At 52.0% G+C, this 22,541-nt stretch carries 23 protein-coding genes; 3 read left to right on the forward strand and 20 right to left on the reverse strand.

Annotated elements, in window-relative coordinates; genetic code table 11:
* Positions 1 to 478: 478 nt before the first annotated feature.
* The 20 genes from C0557_RS19215 to flgB form a co-directional block, all read right to left on the reverse strand.
* Entirely contained in the window at positions 479 to 1,657 is a 1,179-nt protein-coding gene (locus tag C0557_RS19215) for an alpha/beta hydrolase-fold protein (RefSeq protein ID WP_253073742.1), read from the reverse strand.
* A 406-nt stretch (positions 1,658 to 2,063) separates the two neighbouring features.
* Complete coding sequence (gene cheW / locus C0557_RS19220) at positions 2,064 to 2,570, reverse strand: chemotaxis protein CheW (protein ID WP_007370639.1); 507 nt, start codon at positions 2,568 to 2,570, stop codon at positions 2,064 to 2,066.
* A complete protein-coding gene (gene cheA, locus C0557_RS19225; RefSeq protein ID WP_208660278.1) occupies positions 2,557 to 4,620 on the reverse strand; it encodes a chemotaxis protein CheA in 2,064 nt (687 codons plus the stop codon). Before cheA ends, cheW begins: the two co-directional genes overlap by 14 nt.
* Positions 4,621 to 5,559, reverse strand: a complete 939-nt coding sequence (gene motB / locus C0557_RS19230) for a flagellar motor protein MotB (protein ID WP_208660280.1) — start codon at positions 5,557 to 5,559, stop codon at positions 4,621 to 4,623.
* On the reverse strand, positions 5,556 to 6,446 hold the full coding sequence (gene motA, locus C0557_RS19235) for a flagellar motor stator protein MotA (RefSeq protein WP_074773655.1): 891 nt from the start codon (positions 6,444 to 6,446) through the stop codon (positions 5,556 to 5,558). The genes motB and motA overlap by 4 nt, the downstream gene beginning before the upstream one ends.
* 123 nt (positions 6,447 to 6,569) lie before the next feature.
* Positions 6,570 to 7,118, reverse strand: a complete 549-nt coding sequence (flhC, locus tag C0557_RS19240) for a flagellar transcriptional regulator FlhC (protein WP_208660282.1) — start codon at positions 7,116 to 7,118, stop codon at positions 6,570 to 6,572.
* A gap of 13 nt (positions 7,119 to 7,131) precedes the next feature.
* Complete coding sequence (gene flhD, locus C0557_RS19245) at positions 7,132 to 7,479, reverse strand: flagellar transcriptional regulator FlhD (protein WP_074773650.1); 348 nt, start codon at positions 7,477 to 7,479, stop codon at positions 7,132 to 7,134.
* 16 nt (positions 7,480 to 7,495) lie between these two features.
* Positions 7,496 to 8,224 (reverse strand): RNA polymerase sigma factor FliA, encoded by a 729-nt coding sequence (locus C0557_RS19250; RefSeq protein ID WP_208660284.1) that lies wholly within the window; start codon positions 8,222 to 8,224, stop codon positions 7,496 to 7,498.
* A 127-nt stretch (positions 8,225 to 8,351) separates the two neighbouring features.
* Entirely contained in the window at positions 8,352 to 10,013 is a 1,662-nt protein-coding gene (locus tag C0557_RS19255) for a methyl-accepting chemotaxis protein (RefSeq protein ID WP_208660286.1), read from the reverse strand.
* A gap of 111 nt (positions 10,014 to 10,124) precedes the next feature.
* A complete protein-coding gene (gene flgL / locus C0557_RS19260; protein ID WP_253073743.1) occupies positions 10,125 to 11,051 on the reverse strand; it encodes a flagellar hook-associated protein FlgL in 927 nt (308 codons plus the stop codon).
* Positions 11,052 to 11,099: 48 nt separating this feature from the next.
* Positions 11,100 to 12,740: a flagellar hook-associated protein FlgK gene (gene flgK, locus C0557_RS19265; RefSeq protein ID WP_208660288.1), complete on the reverse strand. Its 1,641-nt coding sequence runs from the start codon at positions 12,738 to 12,740 to the stop codon at positions 11,100 to 11,102.
* Between the two features lie 100 nt (positions 12,741 to 12,840).
* A complete protein-coding gene (gene flgJ / locus C0557_RS19270; RefSeq protein ID WP_208660290.1) occupies positions 12,841 to 13,806 on the reverse strand; it encodes a flagellar assembly peptidoglycan hydrolase FlgJ in 966 nt (321 codons plus the stop codon).
* On the reverse strand, positions 13,806 to 14,915 hold the full coding sequence (locus C0557_RS19275) for a flagellar basal body P-ring protein FlgI (protein WP_074773638.1): 1,110 nt from the start codon (positions 14,913 to 14,915) through the stop codon (positions 13,806 to 13,808). Before C0557_RS19275 ends, flgJ begins: the two co-directional genes overlap by 1 nt.
* Positions 14,916 to 14,918: 3 nt before the next feature.
* The gene (locus C0557_RS19280; protein ID WP_074773635.1) at positions 14,919 to 15,632 is read right to left on the reverse strand and encodes a flagellar basal body L-ring protein FlgH; all 714 of its coding nucleotides are present in this window, start codon (positions 15,630 to 15,632) and stop codon (positions 14,919 to 14,921) included.
* A 49-nt stretch (positions 15,633 to 15,681) separates the two neighbouring features.
* Complete coding sequence (gene flgG, locus C0557_RS19285) at positions 15,682 to 16,464, reverse strand: flagellar basal-body rod protein FlgG (RefSeq protein ID WP_074773633.1); 783 nt, start codon at positions 16,462 to 16,464, stop codon at positions 15,682 to 15,684.
* A gap of 20 nt (positions 16,465 to 16,484) precedes the next feature.
* Positions 16,485 to 17,231: a flagellar basal body rod protein FlgF gene (locus C0557_RS19290; protein WP_074773630.1), complete on the reverse strand. Its 747-nt coding sequence runs from the start codon at positions 17,229 to 17,231 to the stop codon at positions 16,485 to 16,487.
* Between the two features lie 12 nt (positions 17,232 to 17,243).
* Complete coding sequence (flgE, locus tag C0557_RS19295) at positions 17,244 to 18,446, reverse strand: flagellar hook protein FlgE (protein ID WP_208660292.1); 1,203 nt, start codon at positions 18,444 to 18,446, stop codon at positions 17,244 to 17,246.
* A 46-nt stretch (positions 18,447 to 18,492) separates the two neighbouring features.
* A complete protein-coding gene (locus tag C0557_RS19300; RefSeq protein WP_208660293.1) occupies positions 18,493 to 19,212 on the reverse strand; it encodes a flagellar hook assembly protein FlgD in 720 nt (239 codons plus the stop codon).
* 8 nt (positions 19,213 to 19,220) lie between these two features.
* On the reverse strand, positions 19,221 to 19,625 hold the full coding sequence (gene flgC / locus C0557_RS19305; protein WP_043952555.1) for a flagellar basal body rod protein FlgC: 405 nt from the start codon (positions 19,623 to 19,625) through the stop codon (positions 19,221 to 19,223).
* A gap of 8 nt (positions 19,626 to 19,633) precedes the next feature.
* Positions 19,634 to 20,047 (reverse strand): flagellar basal body rod protein FlgB, encoded by a 414-nt coding sequence (gene flgB / locus C0557_RS19310; RefSeq protein ID WP_208660295.1) that lies wholly within the window; start codon positions 20,045 to 20,047, stop codon positions 19,634 to 19,636.
* Positions 20,048 to 20,323: 276 nt separating this feature from the next.
* On the opposite strand from flgB, the gene flgA reads away from it, so the two are divergent.
* From flgA to C0557_RS19325, 3 genes are all read left to right on the forward strand, one after another.
* The gene (gene flgA / locus C0557_RS19315; protein ID WP_253073744.1) at positions 20,324 to 21,016 is read left to right on the forward strand and encodes a flagellar basal body P-ring formation chaperone FlgA; all 693 of its coding nucleotides are present in this window, start codon (positions 20,324 to 20,326) and stop codon (positions 21,014 to 21,016) included.
* Between the two features lie 71 nt (positions 21,017 to 21,087).
* Complete coding sequence (gene flgM / locus C0557_RS19320; RefSeq protein ID WP_074773614.1) at positions 21,088 to 21,384, forward strand: flagellar biosynthesis anti-sigma factor FlgM; 297 nt, start codon at positions 21,088 to 21,090, stop codon at positions 21,382 to 21,384.
* A 19-nt stretch (positions 21,385 to 21,403) separates the two neighbouring features.
* Positions 21,404 to 21,844 (forward strand): flagella synthesis protein FlgN, encoded by a 441-nt coding sequence (locus C0557_RS19325; RefSeq protein WP_072439194.1) that lies wholly within the window; start codon positions 21,404 to 21,406, stop codon positions 21,842 to 21,844.
* The last annotated feature ends 697 nt before the right edge of the window (positions 21,845 to 22,541 follow it).

A 22,541-nucleotide genomic window follows, 5' to 3' on the forward strand; every position in this document is an offset into this window, starting at 1 on the left:
ACCTTTATCATTAAAAATATAAACCCTGGCTGAAATCGTTGTGATCAGCAGGCAAATACATTTTCTTATTCAACGTTAAAGATTAACACCTGCAGCATAGCTGTGCTTTGCTTATTAATAAAGTGTTATATGAAAGATTCATAAAGTTATCTTATTACTATTAAAGCAAGAATGAGCGTATTTTCTTACAGTCTGGAATTAGCACAGCAGCGCAATGGAAAAATATTCCGTTATGTGTCGTCTAATTTGCTGAATCGTAAGGTGATTAAAAGGATTCGCACCCGCCAGTCGGCATTAACGCTATAAACGGCGAAACGACATCGCCAATATACTTTCCTGTGCAAAACCAGCCCCTTCCAGCCCAACACCATGACGTTCGTCCCTTTGACCGCCACGGTGTTGAAGCAAGTTCATTGCCTGGCTTCACTCATCCACGTTTTCAGGGTAAGAGAGTAAAGCCGACCTGGGGCGCAGTACGTTACTTAAACAGTTTCTGCACAAACTCCGCATACGCCGGACGCCAGACATCCATTTCATGGTTCAGACCGGGGTACACTTTGTAATCAAACTTAATCCCCTGTTTCTCCAGCTCGCTCTTCAGCCCGGCGATGTCTTTCCCGGTGACAGAGTCCTTTTCACCGACAACAACGGTGAAATTATGCAGTTGCTGATTAATTAACGCCGGTTTACTGAACTGCGCACTAACGCCCGCGTCAGGTACCGTTGTGGTGGTGACACCGCTAAAAGTCGCCAGCCAGCCGAAGCTTTCAAGGTGGTTCATCCCGGAAACCAGCGCCTGATATCCCCCTTGCGACAAGCCTGCCAGCGCGCGTCCGCTTGCGTCTTTGCGGGCGTTAAACCGCGTATCGACCAGCGGAATAATATCGTGCATCAGTTCGCGATCTGCCGCTTTGGCATTGAGGGGATAAAATGTTTTGCGGCGATCTTTCGGCGGAAAATTCTCCGGGATCGCCTGCACAATGTCGGTTTCGGTATCCGGCACCACGACCAGCATCGGTTTGATTTTCCCTTCGGCCAGCAGGTTATCCATGATCTGCGGCAGACGTCCCTGATCGATTGCGGAAAGGCCGGTATCGCCAAAACCGTGGTAGAAATAGAGCACCGGCAGCGGTTCGCCTTTTCCGTTATAACCTGGCGGCGTCCAGATATAGACCCGCCGCTCGGAGCCCAACGCTTTCGAGTGGTAAGTCACCGTCAACAGATCGCCATGAGGAACAGCGCGATCGTCGAGAATACTGCCCGGCACCAGAATCAGACTGGTATTCACCTGGCGCTGCGGCTTCGGAAAACGGCTTCCCGTATCCACCGAGCGGAACCCATCGACATCGAAATAGTACTCATAGAGGTTCGGCGCCAGCGCCGCGCTTTTCCAGGACCAGACGCCGCTGGCGTCTTTGCTCATATCATGCGAAACATAGCTGTCCGGGGTGGCACCCGTGATCACCGAGACCCGTTTGGCGCCCGGCGCGAAAAGGCGAAAGGTGATGCTCTTATCCGCGTTAACCTGCGTCACATACTGGCTGACCGGCACCGACAAATCAGGCGTCACCGGAAAGGGTGCAGCAAAAGCCGGAACAGCCGCGCTGCCCAGCAGAGCGGTAATGGCCAGCGTCAGACAAGCGATGTTTCTTTTCATATCACTCCCTCGTTTTTCACATTTATGCAGATTTATCGACCAGGCATTACCACCAGACCTTAGCCTGAACACCTGCGGCAAATAGTTTGTTTTTCTCGAAAGCCGCCGTTGAGATTACCCTGTTCGCTGCCCGGTGAATAAATGGCGGTATCACAAAAAAGCATTTCCGTATGGAATTCAAGCATTCAGACGTTTCTTATCGACGTATTTGGCAAATTTTTTCAGGGAAGTGGAAATACGTACTCAAAGCGGGGTTATAACGAATGATCGCTGGAAGCCATAGCGAGACACGCTGCATTTTTTACTGCGCCTTTCAGACTCAGGCCCATTTTTACATCAATAAGCCTCCACAAAAAAAGCCTCTCCGTTGACCGGAAAGGCTTGTGAAATAAAAACGCAGAAAGAATTAATTGAAGCCGTTATCGGCCACTTTATCGATCAGTTCCATCTCATCACTGTTCAACAGTTTTTCGATATCCACCAGAATCAGCATCCGCTCGCCCATCGAACCAAGGCCCAGCAAATATTGCGTGGAAAGCGCCACAGTATATTCCGGCGCAGGTTTAATCTGCGCGGCGTCCAGCGACAGCACATCGGAAACACCATCAACGACAATACCCACCACGCGGCTGCTGTTCAGGCTGAGGACAATCACAATGGTATTGTCATCAAAATTGGCCGACTCAAGCGCGAATTTCACCCGTAGATCGACAATCGGCACAATCACGCCGCGCAGATTGGTCACGCCGGCGATAAAGTCCGGCGTATTAGCAATACGCGTCACGCGATCGTAGCCACGGATCTCCTGCACTTTCAGGATCTCAATGCCGTACTCTTCATTACCCAGACGGAAGGCGAGGAATTCATGCCCCGCGTCATCCTTCAATTGCTTTTCTGTATCAGTTAAGTTCATTTAATAACCTTCCAACCTGTAATTCAGGCACCATTGTCAGCGCATCTCTTTTTTTGGCTAATGTCGTTAACACAGCGACATCCAGTATTAACGCCACGCTGCCGTCCCCCAGAATGGTGGCGGCAGAAATGCCCGGTATTTTGCGGTAGTTCTGCTCAAGGTTTTTCACTACCACCTGATGCTGACCGATCAGTTGATCCACCAGCAGGGCATAACGATTGCCCGCGCTCTGTACAATCACGGCAATCCCCTCGCTGATGTCGTAATCCACTTCGTGAATGCCAAAGAGTTGTCCCAGTTCGACAAGCTGCAAATACTCATCGCGCACCTGCAACATCCGCTCGCCGCCGGTCATACGGTGCATCTTCGTTTCAGAAAGCATTAACGATTCCATCATGCTGCCGAGCGGCAACACATAGATCTCAGAACCAATGCGAACCGACATGCCATCAAGGATTGCCAGCGTCAGCGGCAAAATAATGCGGATGGTCGAGCCTTTACCCTGCTCAGAATGGAGGGTGATATGACCGCCCATCTCCTGGATATTACGGCGTACAACGTCCATACCCACGCCGCGACCGGAGATATCCGTCACTTTTTCTGCGGTGGAGAACCCGGCGGCGAAAATCAACATCCACACATCTTCATCGCTGATGTTTTCGCTGATCGACATGCCCTGAGCCTGCGCCCGCGCGAGAATTTTTTCGCGGTTCAACCCGGCGCCGTCATCGCTCACTTCAATAATAATGTTGCCACCATGATGTTCCGCAGAGAGCACCAGATTGCCCTTATCCGGCTTGCCGTTAGCGCGACGCACATCAACCGGTTCAATTCCGTGATCGAGGCTGTTACGCACCAGATGCGTCAGCGGATCGACGATCTGTTCGATCAGCCGTTTGTCCAGCTCAGCGGAGCCGCCTACCAGCGTCAGCTCTACCTCTTTATTCAGTTTCGCCGCCAGATCGTGAACCAGACGCGGGAAGCGGCTAAAGACGTAATCCATCGGCATCATGCGGATAGACATCACCGATTCCTGAAGGTCGCGGGCATTACGCTCAAGCTGAACAATGGTATTGAGCAGGGTATCGTGGCTTGATGCATCGAGGGTGCCGGAAAGCTGCGACAGCATCGCCTGCGTGATGATCAGTTCGCCAACCTGGTTGATGATCTGATCCACTTTTTCCACCGCGACGCGGATGCTGCTCGCTTCCGCCGCCTGCGGGCGGTTGCGTGAAGATTCCGGTCGCGAAGGACGCGGCTGTGCTGAGGCGCCAGTAACAGGCTGCGCAACCGCGCTGCTTTCTGCCACTTCCGGCACGGCAGCCTCCTCAACGGTAACCGGAGTGGCGGCTTTGGCCGGCGCCGGGGCGATGGTTATCTGCTCCGGTTCCAGAATAAAGCACAGCACCGCCTGGATATCGTCGGCGTTGGTGGTGGTTTGCAATACCAGTTGCAGAGCGCCGTTTTCGCGCTGCACATCGCTGATGCTCCCGAGATTCGCCAGCTCTTCCAGCAGCGGTTCCTGATCCTCATCTTTCACCTTTTGCAGCACGATAAGCAGGCGCGGTTCGCCCTCTTCGGCTTCCTCCGGCACCGCGACGGCCGCGGCCGTCACTGGCGCGACGATAGCCGCCGGGACAACCGCCGCAACGGGCGGCTGTGCTGCGTGGTCGCTAGCAATTTGCCGTAGCGCTTCGCAAATATACTGATAGGCCTCCTGATCCGGTTCAGAGGAGGATTTGTAGGCGTCCAGTTGATCCTGCATGATGTCCTTACCTTCCAAAAACAAACTTCGAATCTCTTCGGTAATCCGCAACTTGTCGCTACGAACATCGTCGAGGAGATTTTCCAGAATATGCATCGTTTGCTGTAGCGCAGAAAAACCAAACGTACCGGCTCCCCCTTTTATCGAGTGGGCGGCGCGAAAAATGGCATTCAATACTTCTCTGTCTGGCGACAGCAGATCGAGGTCAAGCAGGTGCTTTTCCATGTCGGCCAACAGCTCGTCAGCCTCATCAAAAAAAGCCTGATAAAAGTCGCTGATATCCACTTAGTTATTCTCCATGGCCGTTTTAACGGTTGATTCAGTTGCAGGCGCGGCTGCGCCCTGCTCCGCTTTTTTACTGTCATCCAACAGAGAGACAGGGTCACGTAGCAGCACATCTTCCTGCAGGATTTGTTTGGCGCGCTCCTGGCTGAGCACCAGGATACTGATACGCCGGTTGATCGGGTCATCAGCGCTCGTTCCTGACTGCGCCATAGTGTCGGCGGTACCAATCACCCGGATAAATTTGTTACTGCCAAGCCCGGCGCTGACCAGAATGCGACGCGATGCGTTGGCGCGATCGGAGGAGAGCTCCCAGTTGCTGTAACCCGCTTCACCGTTGGCATAGGGCAGCGCATCGGTATGACCGGTCATAATGATGCGGTTAGGCAATTCATTCAGCACCGGAACCAGAGCCTGGAGGATATTCACCATATAACTCTCCGGCACCGGGCTGCCGACTTTAAACATCGGGCGATCGGCGCTGTCGGTGATCTGAATGAGCAGACCATCATCGGTCAGCGAAAGCCGTAAATTCGAGGTGAAATTGTTCAGACGTGGATCGGTTTGAATCAGGCTTTGCAGCTTGTTTCTCGCGCGTTTCAGATTCGCTTCACGCTTTTTCTCATCAATTTTATTCAACGTCTTTTTGAAGACTTCCCCGTCGTTTTTCACGGGATCGTCCCCGCCGCCGGGGATCATACTGTCGCTCAGGCTGGCTTTATTGCCGTTCGCCAGCGTGTTTTTCAGCGGGACTTTGAAATATTCAGCGATCTGCATGCGCTGCTCCGGAGAAGAGGATGAGAGCAGCCACATCACCAGGAAAAAAGCCATCATCGCGGTCATAAAGTCCGCGTAGGCGATTTTCCATGAGCCGCCGTGCGACTCATGTTTTTTTCGGTTGAATTTGCGGACAACAATGGTTGCGGCTGACTTTTTCTTCACGTTGCCTCTCCCGTCGGTGCGGAAGATGAAGAGGAGCGGACTTCGCGAACGTGCTCATCAAGTTCAGCAAAACTCGGGCGCTCAGTCGAATAGAGCGTTTTACGGCCGAATTCGACGGCGATCTGCGGCGCATAACCATGAATGCTGCACAGCAGCGTGGTTTTAATGCACTCCAGCATTTTCAAATGTTCGGCGCTACGCTGACGCAACAACGTTGCCAGCGGCAGAACCATGCCGTAAGCAATCAGGATGCCGAGGAAGGTACCTACCATCGCATGGGCAATCAGTTCACCCAGCTCCGCTGCCGGGCGATCCGCCGCCGCCAGCGCATTGACCACGCCCATCACCGCCGCAACGATACCAAATGCAGGCAGCGCATCGCCCACAGCATTGATACTGTTCGCCGGAACGTCATGTTCGTGTTCGCAGGTTTCGATCTCCTCATCCATCAGCGCTTCCATTTCAAAGGCATTCATATTGCCGCTGATCATCAGACGCAGATAATCGACAAGGAAATTCATGATTTCGGAATCCGCCAGCAGGCGCGGATAGGCGGAAAAGATGGCGCTGTTTTGCGGATCTTCGATGTCGTTCTCCAGCGCAACAACCCCACTCTGACGGCTTTTGGACAACAGCAGATACATCAGCGCCATTAAATCCATGTATAACGCTTTGGTGTAATACGAACCCCGAAATAAACGAGGAAAAGATTTCATGGTCGCGCGGATCGCTTTGCCGTTATTCCCCACCAGAAAAGCACCCAGGCCGGCGCCACCGATGATTAATAATTCAGTCGGCTGAAAGAGTGCGCCGAGATTACCGCCACTGATAGCAAAGCCACCAAATACGGCTGCAAATACCACGACATAGCCAATAATGACTAACACGTTAACTCCTTAATAATCTAAACGTCCGTTTATCATCTTTATTCCATGCATATAAGCGCGTAGCCAGGCACGCATCGCTGCCATTATTCACGGGGTGGTGTGTACATAGCAGGAGACCGATATTTACCGGTACCGATCCATTAAAAAAACTTCCGGGCTGACACGTTTAATTGCTCGCGAAGGCGGAAAACACAAACTGCAAGTGTATATAGCATCGGGGTTCTCCTGTGTGGTAACAAACGAACCACCACAAGAGCAACATTCCGTATGCCTGATCATGCCGCAATCAACAAATCGTAATAACGTCCATGCGCGAGTAATACCGAGCACAGGTTTTTTATCTTTGCCGTTAAGACTATTCTCAAGATACAGACGATAACCTTTCAGCATTGTTTCAACAGGACGGCCACCTTCGGTTTTTTCCAGATAACGATAAATATTATAGAAAATCGATGAGTGAATATTCTGTTCCCAGGACATATACCAGTCAGCGGAAAACGGTAACATCCCCTTCGGTGGTGAACATCCTTTAATCTCTTTATAGAGTTTTAAAAGCCTGCGGCGACTTAAACTTGTTTCGTTCTCGAGGACTTGCATCCGTGCACCAAAGGAAATCAATTCCACGGCGATTTGCGCATCCTTTATTTCAGAGATGATGCTTTTTTCACACATAGATATTTCCCTGTCAGGCCGCCGGACGTTCTTCCTCGGCAAGAGAATTAAGTAACTCTGTAGACAAAATGATTCCGGTATGAATGTTTTGTAAAGCATCAATACGCGAATCTTTCGTCAGACAGTCGATAACCATATCGCTGTCAATGCGCAAACGGCATATTAGCTGGCCTGTTGATGAAAGTTTAATAAGCTGTGAAAGCGATAAATCTTTCAACATATCAATTGTTGATTCATTCAGCCCAAGGCGAAATGTAGCGGATAATTTGTCTTCCATAATTAACCGCTGCGCCAGCAGCAGGTAAGAAAGATTGATATCACGGATACATTGCAGTGGCTCGTCAAACGCTGTCACATTCATGGTAAACGTACCCTAATTATTCCCACCCGCGATCTTCCAGGCGGGCCCGTAACCGTTTAATGGTTTGGCTGTGCAGTTGGCTCACGCGTGTTTCCGTAATACCCAGCAGCACGCCAACCTCTTTCATATTCAAATCTTGTTGATAATAAAGATTCAGCAGAGTTTGCTCTCTTTCCGGCAACGCTTTGATCTCATTGCTGACTTGCTTTGTCAGATCGCCTAACAGCGCATCATGCAACGGGTCTAAGTGATCCTGTTCCATCTCTTCCAGTTCAAGACCATCTGCCAGCAACTCCTGGAGTTCATCCAGCGAGCAGAGCATGCTGGTGTTCGTATCTGCCAGCGTCTGCTGATACTCCTGCAGCGACATTCCCATTTCCACTGCAACATCCGCTTCCGAAGCCGCACCACCGGTGCTCTGTTCCACCCGCATAATCGCGGCAGAGACTTCGCGGGATTTACGGCGAACGCGGCGAGGAACCCAGTCATGTTCGCGTAATTCATCCATAAATGCCCAGCGAAGGCGTTGTGCAATATAGACACTCATCTTGACCCCTTTCGTCGGGTCAAACTGTTCTACTGCATCCAGAAGCGCAATGGCGCCAGCCTGAATTAAATCGTCAATATCAACGCTTGATGATAATTTGGATTGTAATTTCAGTGCTTCGTAGCGGACTAAATAACCATATTTAGGCCATAGTTGTTCTTTCTGAATTGTGCCGTCAGAGCTATAAATCCCATTCACTATAACCATTCCCGAAGTGCTATTAATATATTTAAATTATTATTAATAATCGCCAAATCAAATAGCCCGATAAGCGAACGGAAAGTGAAACATACTCCTTATTTACGCTGAGGCGGCACAACCGAAATTAAAAGGTTTCCCATTCACCTTCTGTTTTTTGCGCAGGTGTGAACTCCCGAATAGCCGGAGAATTAACCACGCGGGGAATTTCAACCTTATTTCGCTCACGGGCTACAGCCGAAACATGATGCTCATTCACCGTAAACTCCGCGACAATCTGATCGAGATTGCGGGCGTGCTGTTCGACATTCGTGGCCGTGCCTGCCGCCTGCTCAACCATCGTGGCGTTCTGCTGCGTGACGAGATCCATTTCATTTACCGCCTGGGCAATCTGGTTGATGCCGGTGCTTTGCTCTTCAGAAGCAGAAGCGATTTCCGCCATAATATCAGTCACCTGGATAACAGACTTCACGATCTCCTGCATTGATGTACCGGCCAGTTGCACTTCCTGCGAACCGGTATTCATATTCGCCACGCAAGTGTTGATCAGCTGACGGATCTCTTTGGCAGCATCGGCACTGCGTTTTGCCAGGTTACGTACTTCGCCTGCGACCACGGCAAAGCCACGACCCTGTTCCCCGGCGCGGGCCGCTTCCACTGCCGCGTTAAGCGCCAGGATGTTGGTCTGGTTAGCAATGCTGTCAATAACGCTGTTGATGTCGGCAATTTGACGGGAGTTAACCGTAATTTCTTCCATGATGCGCTCAAGATTGCCCATCACTTCACCACCACTTTGCGCGCTGCTGCTGGCGCTTTCTGCCAGTTGTTTCGCGCTGTGGGCGTTGTCGGCGTTCTGACGCACGGTGATTTTCAGCTCTTCCATGCTGGCTGCGGTTTGTTGCAGTGCGGAAGCCTGCTCTTCGGTACGTGAAGAGAGATCGTTGTTGCTGTTGGCGATTTCCTGCGCATTACCATAAATATGCTTCACGCCGTTACGAATGCCGTAGACGGTATCTGTCAGCGACAGGCGCATCTTTTCGACTTCAATCAGCATCTCGCCAATTTCATTTTTTGCACCAATATCAATCGTTTCGCTCAGGTTTCCGGTCGCAATCAACTGGAAAGAGTGCTTCACCTGCTCCAGACGGCGGAACAGCGTTCTCTTAAGCCACTGGCGAGAAAGGAAGGCACACAGCAGAGCCACAACCAGCGCGGCGACCGTGAAAATAATCATTTTCTGAATGTGCCCGTGCGAGGTTTCACCGTACTGCTTGAGCAGGCGATTCGAGTAATCTACGTATTCAGAAACGCGATCCTGCAAGGCAATACGTTGATTGGATTCCGCCAACAGGTTACCGTGATAGTTGCCTGGATTGGTGATAAATTCCTTTTTATTCAGTGTAGTAGCAATAACTGCTTCAAAGCTCTGCTGAATGCCATGGCCGATTTTTTTCTCGGTTTCATCATCGAAAGGCGTGGTGCCGAAGGTATTCACCTTTTTTTGTGCATTAGCCAGCGTGGCACCGATCTCAGTGATATCTTCTTGTTTTATTTCCTGATGAAGCATGACGGCCAGCATCATGGCATTCACACGGGAAACGCTACTGTTGACGCTGATTAATGCGTCATTAAGCGTATCAATTTTTTTATTCGCCGCGACAGTGGCATCGAAATTATCCGCCGCAGTCAGTGCATTACTCATTCCATAAGATGAAACAAAAATAATACAGACAACAATAACACCGAGAACAATGCTGATCCCGGTTGAAATTTTTAACTCTTTAAACATAGAGAGACCTTTGAAGTAAAGGAGCGCCACAAAATATCCTTTAACGATATTTTTTCCGTGTGGTTTTAATTTCGCTCCTGCCGATAAACGATAAAAAAAGTACCGCGAGGGTTAACCAACGATGTTGAAGATATTCAGTTGTTGCATCGACTGAAAAACTGTCATCGATGAATTCAGCGCGAACTCAGACATTTTTGACTGTGACAGCAGCGTGATCATCGAATCCCAGTCGGAACCTAACGTCTCTTGCAGATGACTTTGGGTGTCAATCCCCAGCGCATCCGCGCTGAAACCGAGCGTTTCCAGTTGCTGTAAGTTGGTGCCGACGACGGCGCGCACTTTACCGAGGTTATCGATGTTGCTCTTGATGCTGCGGTTGGTGCTGTCCAGCGTATCCTGCAATGCCTGACGATCGGCATCGTTAGTTACCGGCTGCTGTAACGCTGAAATGGCCGCATCCAGCGAGGCAAACAGATCATCCGCCGTACCGCTCATAAAGACATCGCTGCCGGTATGACCGACCTGCATTTCGGTGCTGTCGGAAACCACTTGCGTCATCGCCGTGTCGCCGCCAACGTAAGTGCCATCATCCTGGAAAGGCGCGGAACCGGTTTTGTAACCGCCGAAGATATAGCGGCCATCGCTGTTTTTGGTATTCGCCAGATCCAGTAAGTTGTCGCGGATCCCCTGCAATTCTGTCGCCAGCGCCTGACGATCTTCATCAGAATAAGCGCCATTCCCTGCGGCGACGATTTTTTCGCTCAGATCTTCAGACAGCAGATTGGAAATCGAGCCGAGAGTATTATCTTCCTGGCCCAGCGCGTCCTGCGCGTAGGTACGCGCCATATCGAACTGGCTCATTCTCGACAGCGCGCTTTGCAGCGTTACCGCCTGTGAAGCGCCGGTCGGATCGTCAGACGGCGTCAACAGCGTTTGCCCGGCAGACAAGCGGCTGGAGAGATCGTTATAACCGGTCATCGCCTTCGACAGGCTGTCAATCCGGCTCTGAAACATAAACTGTGTGCTAAGACGCATCATTTATCCCTGTAGAGTGGATAGCGTGGGCCAGCCAGGCTGGCCGCATGCTTAACGGATACTTAAAATGGTGTCGAAAATGGTGGTCGCCGTTTGTAATACCTGCGCATTCGCCTGGTAGTACTGAGAGAACATCTGCATATTGACGTACTCTTCATTCATATCGACGCCGGAGACCGACTGCTGCTGCAGCGACCACTGATCGTAGACTTTGGCGGAGGTGGTAATGTCGCCCTTCAGCGCGCTCACCGATGAACCGACGGAGCTGACCAGGCTGGCATACGCGCCCGACAACGTCATCTCACCTACCACTTTTTCATCTTTAATGCCGATTAACGCGAGGATGTTTTCGTTGTTACTTTCCTCTGTCGGATCCGCTGACGAAGAGGCCGCAATTTCATCGCCATCGGTAATGGCAACGGCGATGCGGTCGGCGGCGCCATCGGTCGGGTTAAGCGTAAAGCTGTCGCCCGGCTGCGGCGTACCGCCTGGCATAATGGAAATACCCTCGAATTCCAGTTCGCCATTGCCGCCAATGGTCGGCGTGATGGTGCGTCCGTCACGGGTGGTTACCGTCCAGTCAGTGCTGCCCGGCCCGTTATAGACCAGCTGGTAATCTTGCGATTCCACTGCTGTGATATCGGTAAAAGAGACATCCAGCGAGCCGCTGCCCGCATTGTCGGTATTGCCTACCGCCTGCGGGTTGCCGATGGAGAAAATATCGCCGCCCGCGTTGCCGTTCAGATCGTAACCGTTACCGTTCACTTCGTTGAACTTGTTCGCCATTTGCAGCGCCAGCTGGTTTAACTGATCGCGCGCGGAAACCAGATCTTCATTACGGAATTTAAACAGCCCACCCAGCTTGCCGGAGGTCGCATTTTCATCCAGCGCCAGCGCATTGCCGGAAGCATCGACATAGGAGACCACCGTCTGTGCCGGGTTTTCTGCGGAAGTGCTGGCCTGCAACTGGTACGACTTACCGCCGCTGACCAGCGCCATCCCGTTCCCCATCGAAACATCGACGGTACCGGTCTCTTTATTCTCGCTGACTTTAATACCGATATTCTGGCTCAACTGGTTTAATAACTGGTCGCGCTGATCGAGTAAATCGGATGGCATACCACCGGTCTGCCCATGAATCTTCTCAATCTGTTGATTCAGTTCGGCGAGTTGTTTGGTATAGGCATTAATATCCGTCACGGTCTGATCAATTTGTGTATTCGTACTTTTCTCAAGACCGTTTAATGTTGAGCTGTTTGAACGATATTGGTTAGCAATGGCATTAAATTGCGCCAGTACGCCCTGACGTGCCGCGGGATCAACCGGATCTTTACTCACGGATTCCATGGCTTCAAACAGACCATCCATGCTGGTTGAAATATTATTGGTACTGTCGCCCAACATATTATCAATTTGGCTAACTTGTTCGTAACGACCCGTTAATGACATATATTGGGTGGCTGCGCCGCGTACCTGATTGCTAATAAAACCATCATAGGCGCGCTGCACGTCGCCTGTTTTTACGCCGTAGCCGAAGAAGCCGTAATTTGTGGATTTACCACCCGCTTCTCCCAGAATAATATTCTGTCGGCTATAGCCTGATGTCGTCGCATTGCTCAGGTTATTACCGACGACATTCAATGCGTTTTGCGCAGCACTCAGCCCACTTTGGGCAAGATTGAATAAATTCATAAATTATCGACCATGATCGGAAGAGGAGATCCATTATCTCCGGTAAAAATAGGCTCTATATATTTAATCGGCCCGCTAAGAATTCACTAAAGCCCGTGACTTAAAATAACGAAGAAAAATCTGACGACCACGCATCTACCGCCTGATTCACATGCTGCCTGACCTGCTGAACAATATTAATGAGTTTATTCGCATACGCCGGATCGGTCGCGTAACCTGCGGATTGCAGTGCTTTCGCGGCTATTTCCGGAGAATCTGAATTAACAACATTTCTATAACGCGGATTACTACTTATTAACGATGTATAATCGGCCAGCGCGTCAGCATAAGAGTCATAAACTTTAAATTTCGCTTTTACTTTTTGCGCGACGCCATTTTCATATTCTGTGGTGGTAATTTCCGTGGTTTCCCCCTGCCAGTTACTTGTCGCTTTGACACCAAACAGGTTATGGCTGGGTTTACCGTCATTGGTCATAATTTCCCGGCGTCCCCAGCCCGATTCCAGCGCGGCCTGCGCAATAATCAACTGGTGTGGGATCCCGCTCATCCGCGCCACTTTCATCGCTGGTGCCATCAGGCGTGAAATAAACCCTTCCCCGGAAACGGCTGCCGTTTTAGGCGGTACCTCTGCTTCCGGTTCTGGCGTATTTTCCACGTCGGCGTTCACCGCAGGTAGCCCAGAATGCAGCGGCGCGACAAGCATTTGCGCCGGGCTGATACTCAGCGGCACTTCCTGCGTTGTCGTCACGTTGCCCGCACTCGCGGCTTTACCGGTCATCTGCTGGACCATCAGATCCGCAAAGCCCATTCGCCCTTTATCAGCGATGTTCTGCGCCACCTGTTGATCGTACATCGAGGTGAACATCTCAGACTGCTGGGTGTTGAACAGGCCATCTTTGAACGAGGCCTGGCGCATGCTTTTCAGCATCATCTGCACAAACAGCCCTTCCATCTGTTTCGCCGCCGCTTTAAGTCCGTCTGGCGAGTCATCCTTGACCGCCAGTTTCAGCTTATCAAGCGTACGCGCATCAAATGCCGCCCCCTGCGAGACGCTTGCGCTATTCATTAGTTGATCTCCAGACGCGCCCGCAAGCAGCCTGCGGCTTTCATCGATTGCAGAATCGCCATCAAATCGTTCGGCGTCGCGCCCAGACTGTTCAGCGCTCTGACCACATTGTTCAGATCGGTGCTGGTGTTAACCCGTTGCAGGGAGCCATTTTGCTCGCGCACCGACAACTGCGTATTCGGCGTCACCACGGTTTGTCCACCCGCCAGCGGCGTGTTCGGCTGGTTGACCTGGTTGGTTCGGTTCACTTCTACCGCCAGATCGCCCTGCGCAACGGCACAGGAATCCAGCGCCACGCGACCGTTGATCACCACCGAACCGGTACGAGAGTTGATAATGATCCGCGCATCGCCTGCATCAACACGCAGTGGAATGTCCTGCACTTCGGCAAGAAAACGTACGCGTGACGCGCTGTCAGACGGCGCACGCAGGCTCACCGTACGGGAATCCTGCGCGCTGGCGCTGCCAGGGTAGCGTCGGTTGATAGCGTCGCTGATCTGCTGCGCGACGGTAAAATCTTCATTATTCAGTTGCAGCATCAACGTGTTCTGCCCGGCAAAACCTGACGGGACGCTACGCTCTACCGTCGCACCGCCGCTGATGCGGGCGCCGTTAAGCTGATTGACCTGCACCCGGCTGCCGCCTGCCTGCGCACCCGCGCCGGAGACCAGCAGGTTCCCCTGCGCCAGCGCATAAATCTGGCTGTCGGCCCCTTTCAGCGGCGTCATCAGCAGCGTGCCGCCGCGCAGGCTTTTCGCGTTACCCATCGAGGAAACCACGACGTCAATTTTCGCGCCTGGCTGGGCAAAAGGCGGCAATTCGGCAGTCACCATCACCGCCGCCACGTTTTTCAACTGCATGTTGACGCCTGCGGGCACCGTAATGCCCAGTTGCGACAGCATGTTGTTCAGGCTTTGCGTGGTGAAAGGCGTTTGCATGGTCTGGTCGCCGGTACCGTCCAGCCCAACCACCAGGCCGTAGCCCATCAGTGAGTTACTGCGAACGCCTTCTACCGTCGTCAGATCGCGGATACGTTCTGCGCTGGCTGTTGCCGGCAACAGCAGGCAAAGCAGCGCCATAAAGCAGGTTAAAAAAGCAGTTTTCATCATCAATTACATCGGAGAAAGGTTAAGGAACAGCCGCTGCAACCAGCCCATTTGTTGTGCTTCGTTGATGTAGCCATTGCCCACATATTCAATGCGCGCATCAGCCACCTGGGTGGAAACAACCGTATTGCTGCCGCTGATGGTGCGTGGGTTCACGATGCCGGAAAAACGTATAAATTCAGTACCCTGGTTGATGGCGATCTGTTTTTCGCCCACCACCGCCAGGTTGCCGTTTTCCAGCACCTGTTTCACCGTGACGGTGATGGTGCCGCTGAAGGTATTTTTCGCCGCCGCGCCGCCTTTACCGGCAAAATCGTTGCTACCGCTGAACGAGGCGTCCGCCTTCCCGCGCCCGACCAGCCCGGACATAAAGCCAGGCACAGCCGTAACGCCGACATCCGTCGAGCCATCACGCGAAGCATTGGCGGAAGAGCTCTTGCTGGCGCTGACATTCTCTTGCAGCACGATGGTCAGCGTGTCGCCGATGTTTCGCGGACGGCGGTCTTCAAACAGCGGTTGATACCCATAGTTCATCGCCTGCCCCGACTGGAAAATCGAGCCATTGACCGCCGCCGCCGCAACGGGTGCGGGTGCCGCGCTGGTTTCGCCATCCACCAGCGGCTTTTGCGGGATATACGCGCAGCCCGCGATCACAAACGGCAGAATGAGGGTCGTTGCCAGACGACGGAGCACAGGCAGAGAGCAAAGGTGATAAGTCATCTCAGTCACTAAAAGAAAAGCAGCCGCGAGTGGATCCCGCGGCTAAAGATCAAAGTTGAGTCAGGCGTTGCAGCATCTGATCAGAGGTTGAAACCGCTTTACTGTTGATTTCGTAAGCGCGCTGGGTCTGGATCATGTTGACCAGCTCTTCCGCGACGTTAACGTTGGAGGTTTCCACGTAGCCCTGTTTCAGGGTGCCGGCACCGTTCAGACCTGGGGTCGATTCATTCGGTGCGCCGGAGGATTGCGTCTCGCGGTATAAGTTTTCGCCAATGCTTTCCAGGCCGGAATCATTGATAAATGACGACAGCGTCAGCTGCCCTACCTGCTGCGGCGCAGTCTGCCCGGCGACCGTGACGCTGACCGTGCCATCGCTGCCGATAGTCAGGCTTTGCGCTTCCTGCGGAATGGTGATGGCAGGCTGCACCTGATAGCCGCTGGAAGTCACCAGTTGACCATTCTGATCGAACTGGAACGAGCCATCGCGGGTGTAGGCGGTAGTACCGTCCGGCAACAGCACCTGGAAGAAACCGCTGCCTTCAATCGCCACGTCCTTGGTGTTATTGGTCTGCGTCAGGCTGCCCTGGCTGTGAATACGCTCGGTCGCCACCGGACGAACACCGGTCCCTAACTGCAAACCAGAAGGAATGGTGGTCTGTTCGGAAGACTGCGCCCCCGGCTGGCGCAATGTCTGGTAAATCAAATCTTCAAACACAGCGCGCTGGCGTTTAAAGCCGTTGGTGCTGACGTTCGCCAGGTTGTTGGAAATTACATCCATATTGGTTTGCTGAGCTTCAAGGCCCGTTTTTGCAATCCACAGGGAACGGATCATTCTTTTTCTCCTCGCCGGGGTTAACCGGCGCTCAGTAACTGGTTGGCGCTTTTTTCGTTGTCATCCACGGTGGTAATGACTTTCATGTTCATGTCAAAACCACGGGCCGTTGCGATCATCTCCACCATTGATTTCATCGGGCTGGCGTTGCTGCCTTCCAGCATGCCGGGCATCAATTTGAGATTCGCGTCGGCGGGAAGCGTCGCCGGGGTAGTCGGATCGGCAACGTGAAACAGACCGTCATCGCCGTTTTTCAGCAGCGCCGGAGAGGCATTCACCATCTTCAGCCGCCCAACCTGCGCAACCGCTGTCGGTTCATCGCCCGCACCCAGCGCGGTGATCGTGCCGTCCGGCGCAATGGTCAATTTGGCTTGCGGCGGCACGGCTACCGGGCCGCCATCGCCCATCAGCGGCATACCGCGAACCCGCAGCGTGCCTTCAGCATCCACTTCAATGTTGCCGTCTTTGGTATAGCCTTCGCTGCCATCCGGCAGTTGTACCGCCAGCCAGCCGTTCTGCGGCAGCGCAACATCCAGATCGCGCCCGGTCGGATTAATGGCCCCCATGGTGTCATCGCTCCACGGCGTGGAGGCCGCCACCATCGTGCGGGTTTCAACCGACGGGCCGTGCACCGGAATAGCGCGATAAGCCGCTATCTGGGCGCGAAAGCCGTTGGTTGAGGTGTTGGCCATATTGTTTGCGGTTACCGCCTGGCGATTAAGCGCCGCATTTGCGGCGCCCATCGCGGTATATATCGCGCGATCCATAAGACGTTACCCTTAACCCAGGTTAACCAGCGTTTGCAGGATGTCAGACTGGGTTTTGATGGTCTGAGAGTTGGACTGATAGTTGCGCTGGTAGACGATCAGGTTGACCATCTCCTGGCTCAGATCCACGTTGGAGGCTTCCAGCATGTTGCCGTTCAGCGAACCCAGGTTGCCCGTATCGGCGATACCGATCACCGGCTGGCCCGACTCCGGCGTTTCCGCCCAGCAGTTGTTACCCTGAGAAGAGAGACCGCCCGGGTTAGTGAAGTTGGAGAGCACCACCTGGCCCAGCAACTGGTTCTTACCGTTGCTGTAGGTTGCAATGATCTGGCCGTTATCACCCACGGTATAACCGTTCATCATCCCCGGCTCATAACCGGTAGTACTTGGCGGATCCATGGAGTTTTCGGAAGCCTGCTGAGTAAGGCCCGAGAGATCGATGTCGAAGTTCAGCGCCTCGCCGCCCTTATAGGCCGCGCCCTGCACGTTCAGATCCGCCGGGTTAGTCACCAGCTTGCCGGAGGTATCAAATTCCAGATCAACCTGGCCCGGCGTCGCGCCCGGTGCGGTAGAGTCAACGGAGTAAGCCGTCCACTTGTTATCAGCGGTTTTAACGTAATAGACGTTAATGGCATGCTCGTTGCCCAGGCTGTCGTAAGCGTTAACCTGGGTGGAATAGGTGTAGCTATCGCCATCTTCCGGATCGAACGGCGTGGTGGTTACAACGTCGTTGCCGGAGTCGAGGTTACCGCTGATCGAGCCAGCATCAGAGGCGCGAGCCGGCATCTGACCGGTAGGGATCTGAATCGGCCCGACCGGTGAACCCTGCTGAATTGCAGGCGGGGTGCCAGTGGCCATATATCCCGTCAGACGCATGCCCTGGCTATTAACAACATAACCATTCTGGTCGGTTTCAAACTGACCGTTACGGCTGTAAAACACGTTGCCCGCCTCGGTGACCATGCGGAAGAAACCGTTGCCCTGGATACCCATATCCAACTGGCTGCTGCCTGCGCCCAGAACACCATCGCTGAAGTTCTGGTTGACACCGGCAACCTGAACGCCCATGCCGATCTGCGAGCCGGCAAAAACGTCTGCAAACGCAATCGCGCCTGATTTAAACCCTACGGTTTGGGAGTTAGCAATGTTGTTACCAACAACATCGAGTGCCTGCGAAGCGGCATTCAGGCCACTAAGACCTTGAGAAAAACCCATTTGATAAATTCCCTGTACAGTGATTGCACAAAACTAGAGGTGAAAATTATTCGATGAGGAACACATCGCTCAGTGAGGCTGTACCATCGATACCCAATTGCAGTTCCGCACCGCTGGCGGTGAACGCAACGCTCTGCACTTTTGCAGGCTTCAGCGCTTCAACTTCAGGCGTATTTCCATCGGCATTCGTCGCGGAGAAAGAGACGGTGAACGTGGTATCGCTCAGCGCGCGCGGATCGGCAGGCTGGAAATCGCCCAAATCGTCCAGCGTGTACTGATGAACACCCGCTTTCACGTCCTGCATTGTGGTGGTGTACGCATTACCGGCGGAGTCGGTCAGCGTGACGGTGATTTCATCCGCATCGCTGCCAAGGTTGAGGCCCATTTTCTGGTTGCCGCCCTCGGCAGTGGAGACCACCGGGTCACCTTTGATCATGATGTCGCGCCCAACCCAGTCCGCTGAGTTCATCTGCTGCATACCGGCAACCAGCACGCCCATGTTGTTCATGGTGCTGTTGAGCTGCTCGACGCCTGCGGCTGTGTTGAACTGCGCCAACTGCGAGGTCAACTGGTTGTTGTCCATTGGCGATGTCGGATCCTGGTTCTGCATCTGCGCGACCAGCAACGTCATAAAGTTATCCAGCAGCTCATTGGCGGTGGAGTTGGTGCTGACGCCGCCAGAGCCGGACGACTCAGAGGCAGCGCGAGTTTTCGCGGTCGTCGCGGTCGTTGTGCTCTGGTTATTCATTACGGGTGAAACAGACATAACAATCCTTATTGGCCTAAGGTCAGCGTTTTCAGCATTAACGTTTTTGCCGAATTCATGACTTCAACGTTCGCCTGATAACTGCGGGAAGCCGAAATGGTATTCACCATTTCACCAACGACATCGACGTTCGGCATATGTACGTAACCTTTGTCATCCGCTAATGGATTCGCAGGTTCATACACCAGACGATCCGGATCGTTAGACTCGGTAATACCGCTAACTTTTACGCCGCCAATATTCTGACCGACAGCATTATCGACATTAAATACAACCTGTTTGGCGCGGTAAGGTTTACCATCCGGCCCGGCTATACTGTCGGCATTCGCCATATTACTGGCACTTACGTTAAGTCTTTTTGACTGAGCGGACATGGCTGAGCCAGAGATATTGAAAATACTAAACAGCGACATGAGAATGATTAACCCTGATTAATGACACTCATCATATTTTTAATCTGAGTGCTGAGAATGGTTAAACTCGACTGATATTTCACATTATTATCAGCAAAATTAACGCGTTCACGATCCATATCCACCGTATTACCATCCGCGCTTGGCTGATCAGGAATACGGTAGAGCAGTTGCCGATCGTCCATTTTCGGCACAGCGCCAGGAATATGTTTCCCGGACGTTAATGATAATGACAATGGGCCATTATGTTGTGTTTCCTGACGCATCGCATTTTTCAATTGCTTAGAGAAATCAATATCTCGCGCCTGATATCCTGGCGTATCGGCATTCGCAATATTAGAAGCCAGAATATCTTGCCGACGGGACATCAAACTCAATGCCTGCTGCTGGAAACGTAATTCATTATCAAGTTTGTCAAACATGAAACGACTCGCCCTCGTTCGGGAAATGATTATGGGCATAGTCTAAGAGACAAGCAGATAATTCTAAACTTTAAAAACCCGTCAGAAGTAAGCGCATTTGGATACTTCAAAAAAAGAAGGATGACAAAAAGATAACGTAGATATAGGCGGCAACATTAATAGCGGGAATTGCCAGCAAAAGTGTCAGCATTTTACTCAGCAATAAAAGACGGACTCCATTACAATCAAATAACTATATCCGACATTATTCATATTATCACCAGGGCCGTGTTTGTTATGCCTATTTCATTAAGTAAACTCTCATGCACTTTATTAATGTGCTGGGGGTTATCTCTGTCCCCGGCGCAGGCAGCGACCAGCGAACTGCAAAACCGAATCGCCAGTCTGTTGGCTGCTAATAATGAAGGGCAAAGCCAGCCGACGTTTCATATCACCATTTTGACGCCCGAAACGAGACTCGCGAAGCTATGCCCTGAGCCGGATTTGCGCCTTATCGGGCATCCGGCGCGGCTGACCGGAAACCGCAGCGTGGCGGCCCGCTGCGGGAATAAGCAGCAATTTATTCAGATAAAGGTAAATGCCATCGGCAAATACTGGGTCGTTGCACGCCCGCTCACCGCCGGCCAGGTCATCACTGCGCAGGATATTCGCCCGATGGAGGGTGAACTGGCCAACTTACCCGCCGGTCTGTTGTTCGACGCAGAAAAAATTATCGGCTCCACCCCTACGCGAACGCTGCATCCGGGGCAACCGCTGGCGGCCAACCAGTTGCGCCATCGCTGGGCGGTACTGGCGACCCAGGAAGTGGATATCACCGCGCCGGGTGAGGGTTTTATGATCCACGCCAGGGGGAAAGCGCTGAATAACGGCGGGCTGGACGATCGCGTCCGGGTACAGATGCGTAATGGGCAGATTGTGACTGCCGTTGTCACTGGCGACGAGAGGGTAAGTATGAACATGGACAATTGATTTCAGTTTTATTGCCTGCGTGCCGACTTATGTATTAAAGGCCCACGCAACGCATTAAAACCAGGAACAGTATGAACATAGAACGCACCCGGCAGGCGAAGCCTGTCCAGGCAACCAGCATGCAATCTCATTCTGAGATACGCGACAAAAACGCTCAGGCTTCTCAAGCGCGTAAAGACGCCGCCGGAGAATCCAGCACCCAGGTCAAACTCAGTCAACTGACCCAACAGTTCAAATCGGATACCAGCCGGGATATCGATACCGCACGCGTTGCTGAGATCAAGGCCAAAATGGATGCCGGTGAACTGACCCTCGACAGCGACAAAATCGCCAGCGCGCTGGTGCGCGACATCTTCAATTTCTCTTAATACAGAGTCTGATGTAACGATGGAAAATTTTACCGTTATTTTGCACAACATGGTGAAGCGGCTGGACGAACTGGACAGCACGCTCGCCGAAGAGAACCGCCAGTTAAGTCAGGCGCAAATCAATCCGGTCTCGCTCCAGGTGATCTCGGATAACAAGAGCCGACTGTTAGCGGCGATCAACTTTTATGATGAACAACGCCGTCAGGAAGAGACGCAGTTGCGGATCGCACCTCCCTTTATGCGTCATCGCGAACCTGCCGCTCTGTGGGAGCGTATTACCCGCGTGGTGAAAAAGTGTAATGAGCAGAACCAGCAGAGCTATCAACTGCTGGAGATGCACATGAAACGGGTGAGCGACGTGAAGAAGCTGGTAAGCCAGGTAGCCTCTTCACCGATGTACGGCGCAAGCGGCGGCAGCGGCCAGCAGGATGCAGGCACGATGTACCGCATTTCGGTGTGATGCGCTGTCTCTATTGATGGTACAAACAGCGGGAAAGTGTTTCCAGATGTTTCAACCGGTTTGATAACCTTACGACACCGGGTCGCATTAAAGCGCAAAACCGCTTTTTTTGATCCTTTTTTTCCGGTTAAAAATTCTGATTCAGCATAATTGAGCAACATTAAATAAAAAGGCACGGTAAATAAGGGGATATTCTGTGCTTTTTAACGCTCTTTGCAGAGAGAAGTTGCTTAAAAATAATGTTTACGCGCAGCATAAAAATAGCGAAAATATCCCTGTCGCGAAAATTCTGATACCGCGCCCGCGTATTAGTTTAGTAGTAGTTGCGATTATCCATTCTTATCATGCGATATAAACCACTTCTTTCGATTTGCCACCATTTGGTGGCAATTTTTTTGCCTATCAATAGCTTACGATAGAAAACAAAAACACATCATTATAAAGTCGAATAAAAACAGCGGTATTTATTTAATTACAAACGAGGGAGGAAATGACAGGATATATATAAAAATGCAAACACCAAAAGATGCCATTAAGGCACCCATTTGTTTGTCATAGAATATATTTATGAGAACGTGAAAATTGGTTAATTTAATAATTAACAGAACACGTGGCACGTATTTTATGTGCAGAATGCGTTGCCGTCCACTCGAACTTATAGCGATTCAATACAGCGTAACGCATTGTTTTAATACAA

Source organism: Kosakonia sp. MUSA4 (assembly GCF_013085925.1).
GTDB lineage: Bacteria > Pseudomonadota > Gammaproteobacteria > Enterobacterales > Enterobacteriaceae > Kosakonia > Kosakonia sacchari_B.

What these genes read in the sequence shown, in the direction of transcription:
- C0557_RS19215 (WP_253073742.1), bottom strand. Translation starts at nt 1,657, where the DNA reads ATGAAAAGAAACATCGCTTGTCTGACGCTGGCCATTACCGCTCTGCTG.
- cheW (WP_007370639.1), bottom strand. Translation starts at nt 2,570, where the DNA reads ATGAACTTAACTGATACAGAAAAGCAATTGAAGGATGACGCGGGGCAT.
- flhC (WP_208660282.1), bottom strand. Translation starts at nt 7,118, where the DNA reads ATGTGTGAAAAAAGCATCATCTCTGAAATAAAGGATGCGCAAATCGCC.
- flhD (WP_074773650.1), bottom strand. Translation starts at nt 7,479, where the DNA reads ATGAATGTGACAGCGTTTGACGAGCCACTGCAATGTATCCGTGATATC.
- C0557_RS19255 (WP_208660286.1), bottom strand. Translation starts at nt 10,013, where the DNA reads ATGTTTAAAGAGTTAAAAATTTCAACCGGGATCAGCATTGTTCTCGGT.
- flgL (WP_253073743.1), bottom strand. Translation starts at nt 11,051, where the DNA reads ATGATGCGTCTTAGCACACAGTTTATGTTTCAGAGCCGGATTGACAGC.
- flgK (WP_208660288.1), bottom strand. Translation starts at nt 12,740, where the DNA reads ATGAATTTATTCAATCTTGCCCAAAGTGGGCTGAGTGCTGCGCAAAAC.
- flgJ (WP_208660290.1), bottom strand. Translation starts at nt 13,806, where the DNA reads ATGAATAGCGCAAGCGTCTCGCAGGGGGCGGCATTTGATGCGCGTACG.
- C0557_RS19275 (WP_074773638.1), bottom strand. Translation starts at nt 14,915, where the DNA reads ATGATGAAAACTGCTTTTTTAACCTGCTTTATGGCGCTGCTTTGCCTG.
- C0557_RS19280 (WP_074773635.1), bottom strand. Translation starts at nt 15,632, where the DNA reads ATGACTTATCACCTTTGCTCTCTGCCTGTGCTCCGTCGTCTGGCAACG.
- flgG (WP_074773633.1), bottom strand. Translation starts at nt 16,464, where the DNA reads ATGATCCGTTCCCTGTGGATTGCAAAAACGGGCCTTGAAGCTCAGCAA.
- C0557_RS19290 (WP_074773630.1), bottom strand. Translation starts at nt 17,231, where the DNA reads ATGGATCGCGCGATATATACCGCGATGGGCGCCGCAAATGCGGCGCTT.
- flgE (WP_208660292.1), bottom strand. Translation starts at nt 18,446, where the DNA reads ATGGGTTTTTCTCAAGGTCTTAGTGGCCTGAATGCCGCTTCGCAGGCA.
- C0557_RS19300 (WP_208660293.1), bottom strand. Translation starts at nt 19,212, where the DNA reads ATGTCTGTTTCACCCGTAATGAATAACCAGAGCACAACGACCGCGACG.
- flgC (WP_043952555.1), bottom strand. Translation starts at nt 19,625, where the DNA reads ATGTCGCTGTTTAGTATTTTCAATATCTCTGGCTCAGCCATGTCCGCT.
- flgB (WP_208660295.1), bottom strand. Translation starts at nt 20,047, where the DNA reads ATGTTTGACAAACTTGATAATGAATTACGTTTCCAGCAGCAGGCATTG.
- flgA (WP_253073744.1), top strand. Translation starts at nt 20,324, where the DNA reads ATGCCTATTTCATTAAGTAAACTCTCATGCACTTTATTAATGTGCTGG.
- flgM (WP_074773614.1), top strand. Translation starts at nt 21,088, where the DNA reads ATGAACATAGAACGCACCCGGCAGGCGAAGCCTGTCCAGGCAACCAGC.
- C0557_RS19325 (WP_072439194.1), top strand. Translation starts at nt 21,404, where the DNA reads ATGGAAAATTTTACCGTTATTTTGCACAACATGGTGAAGCGGCTGGAC.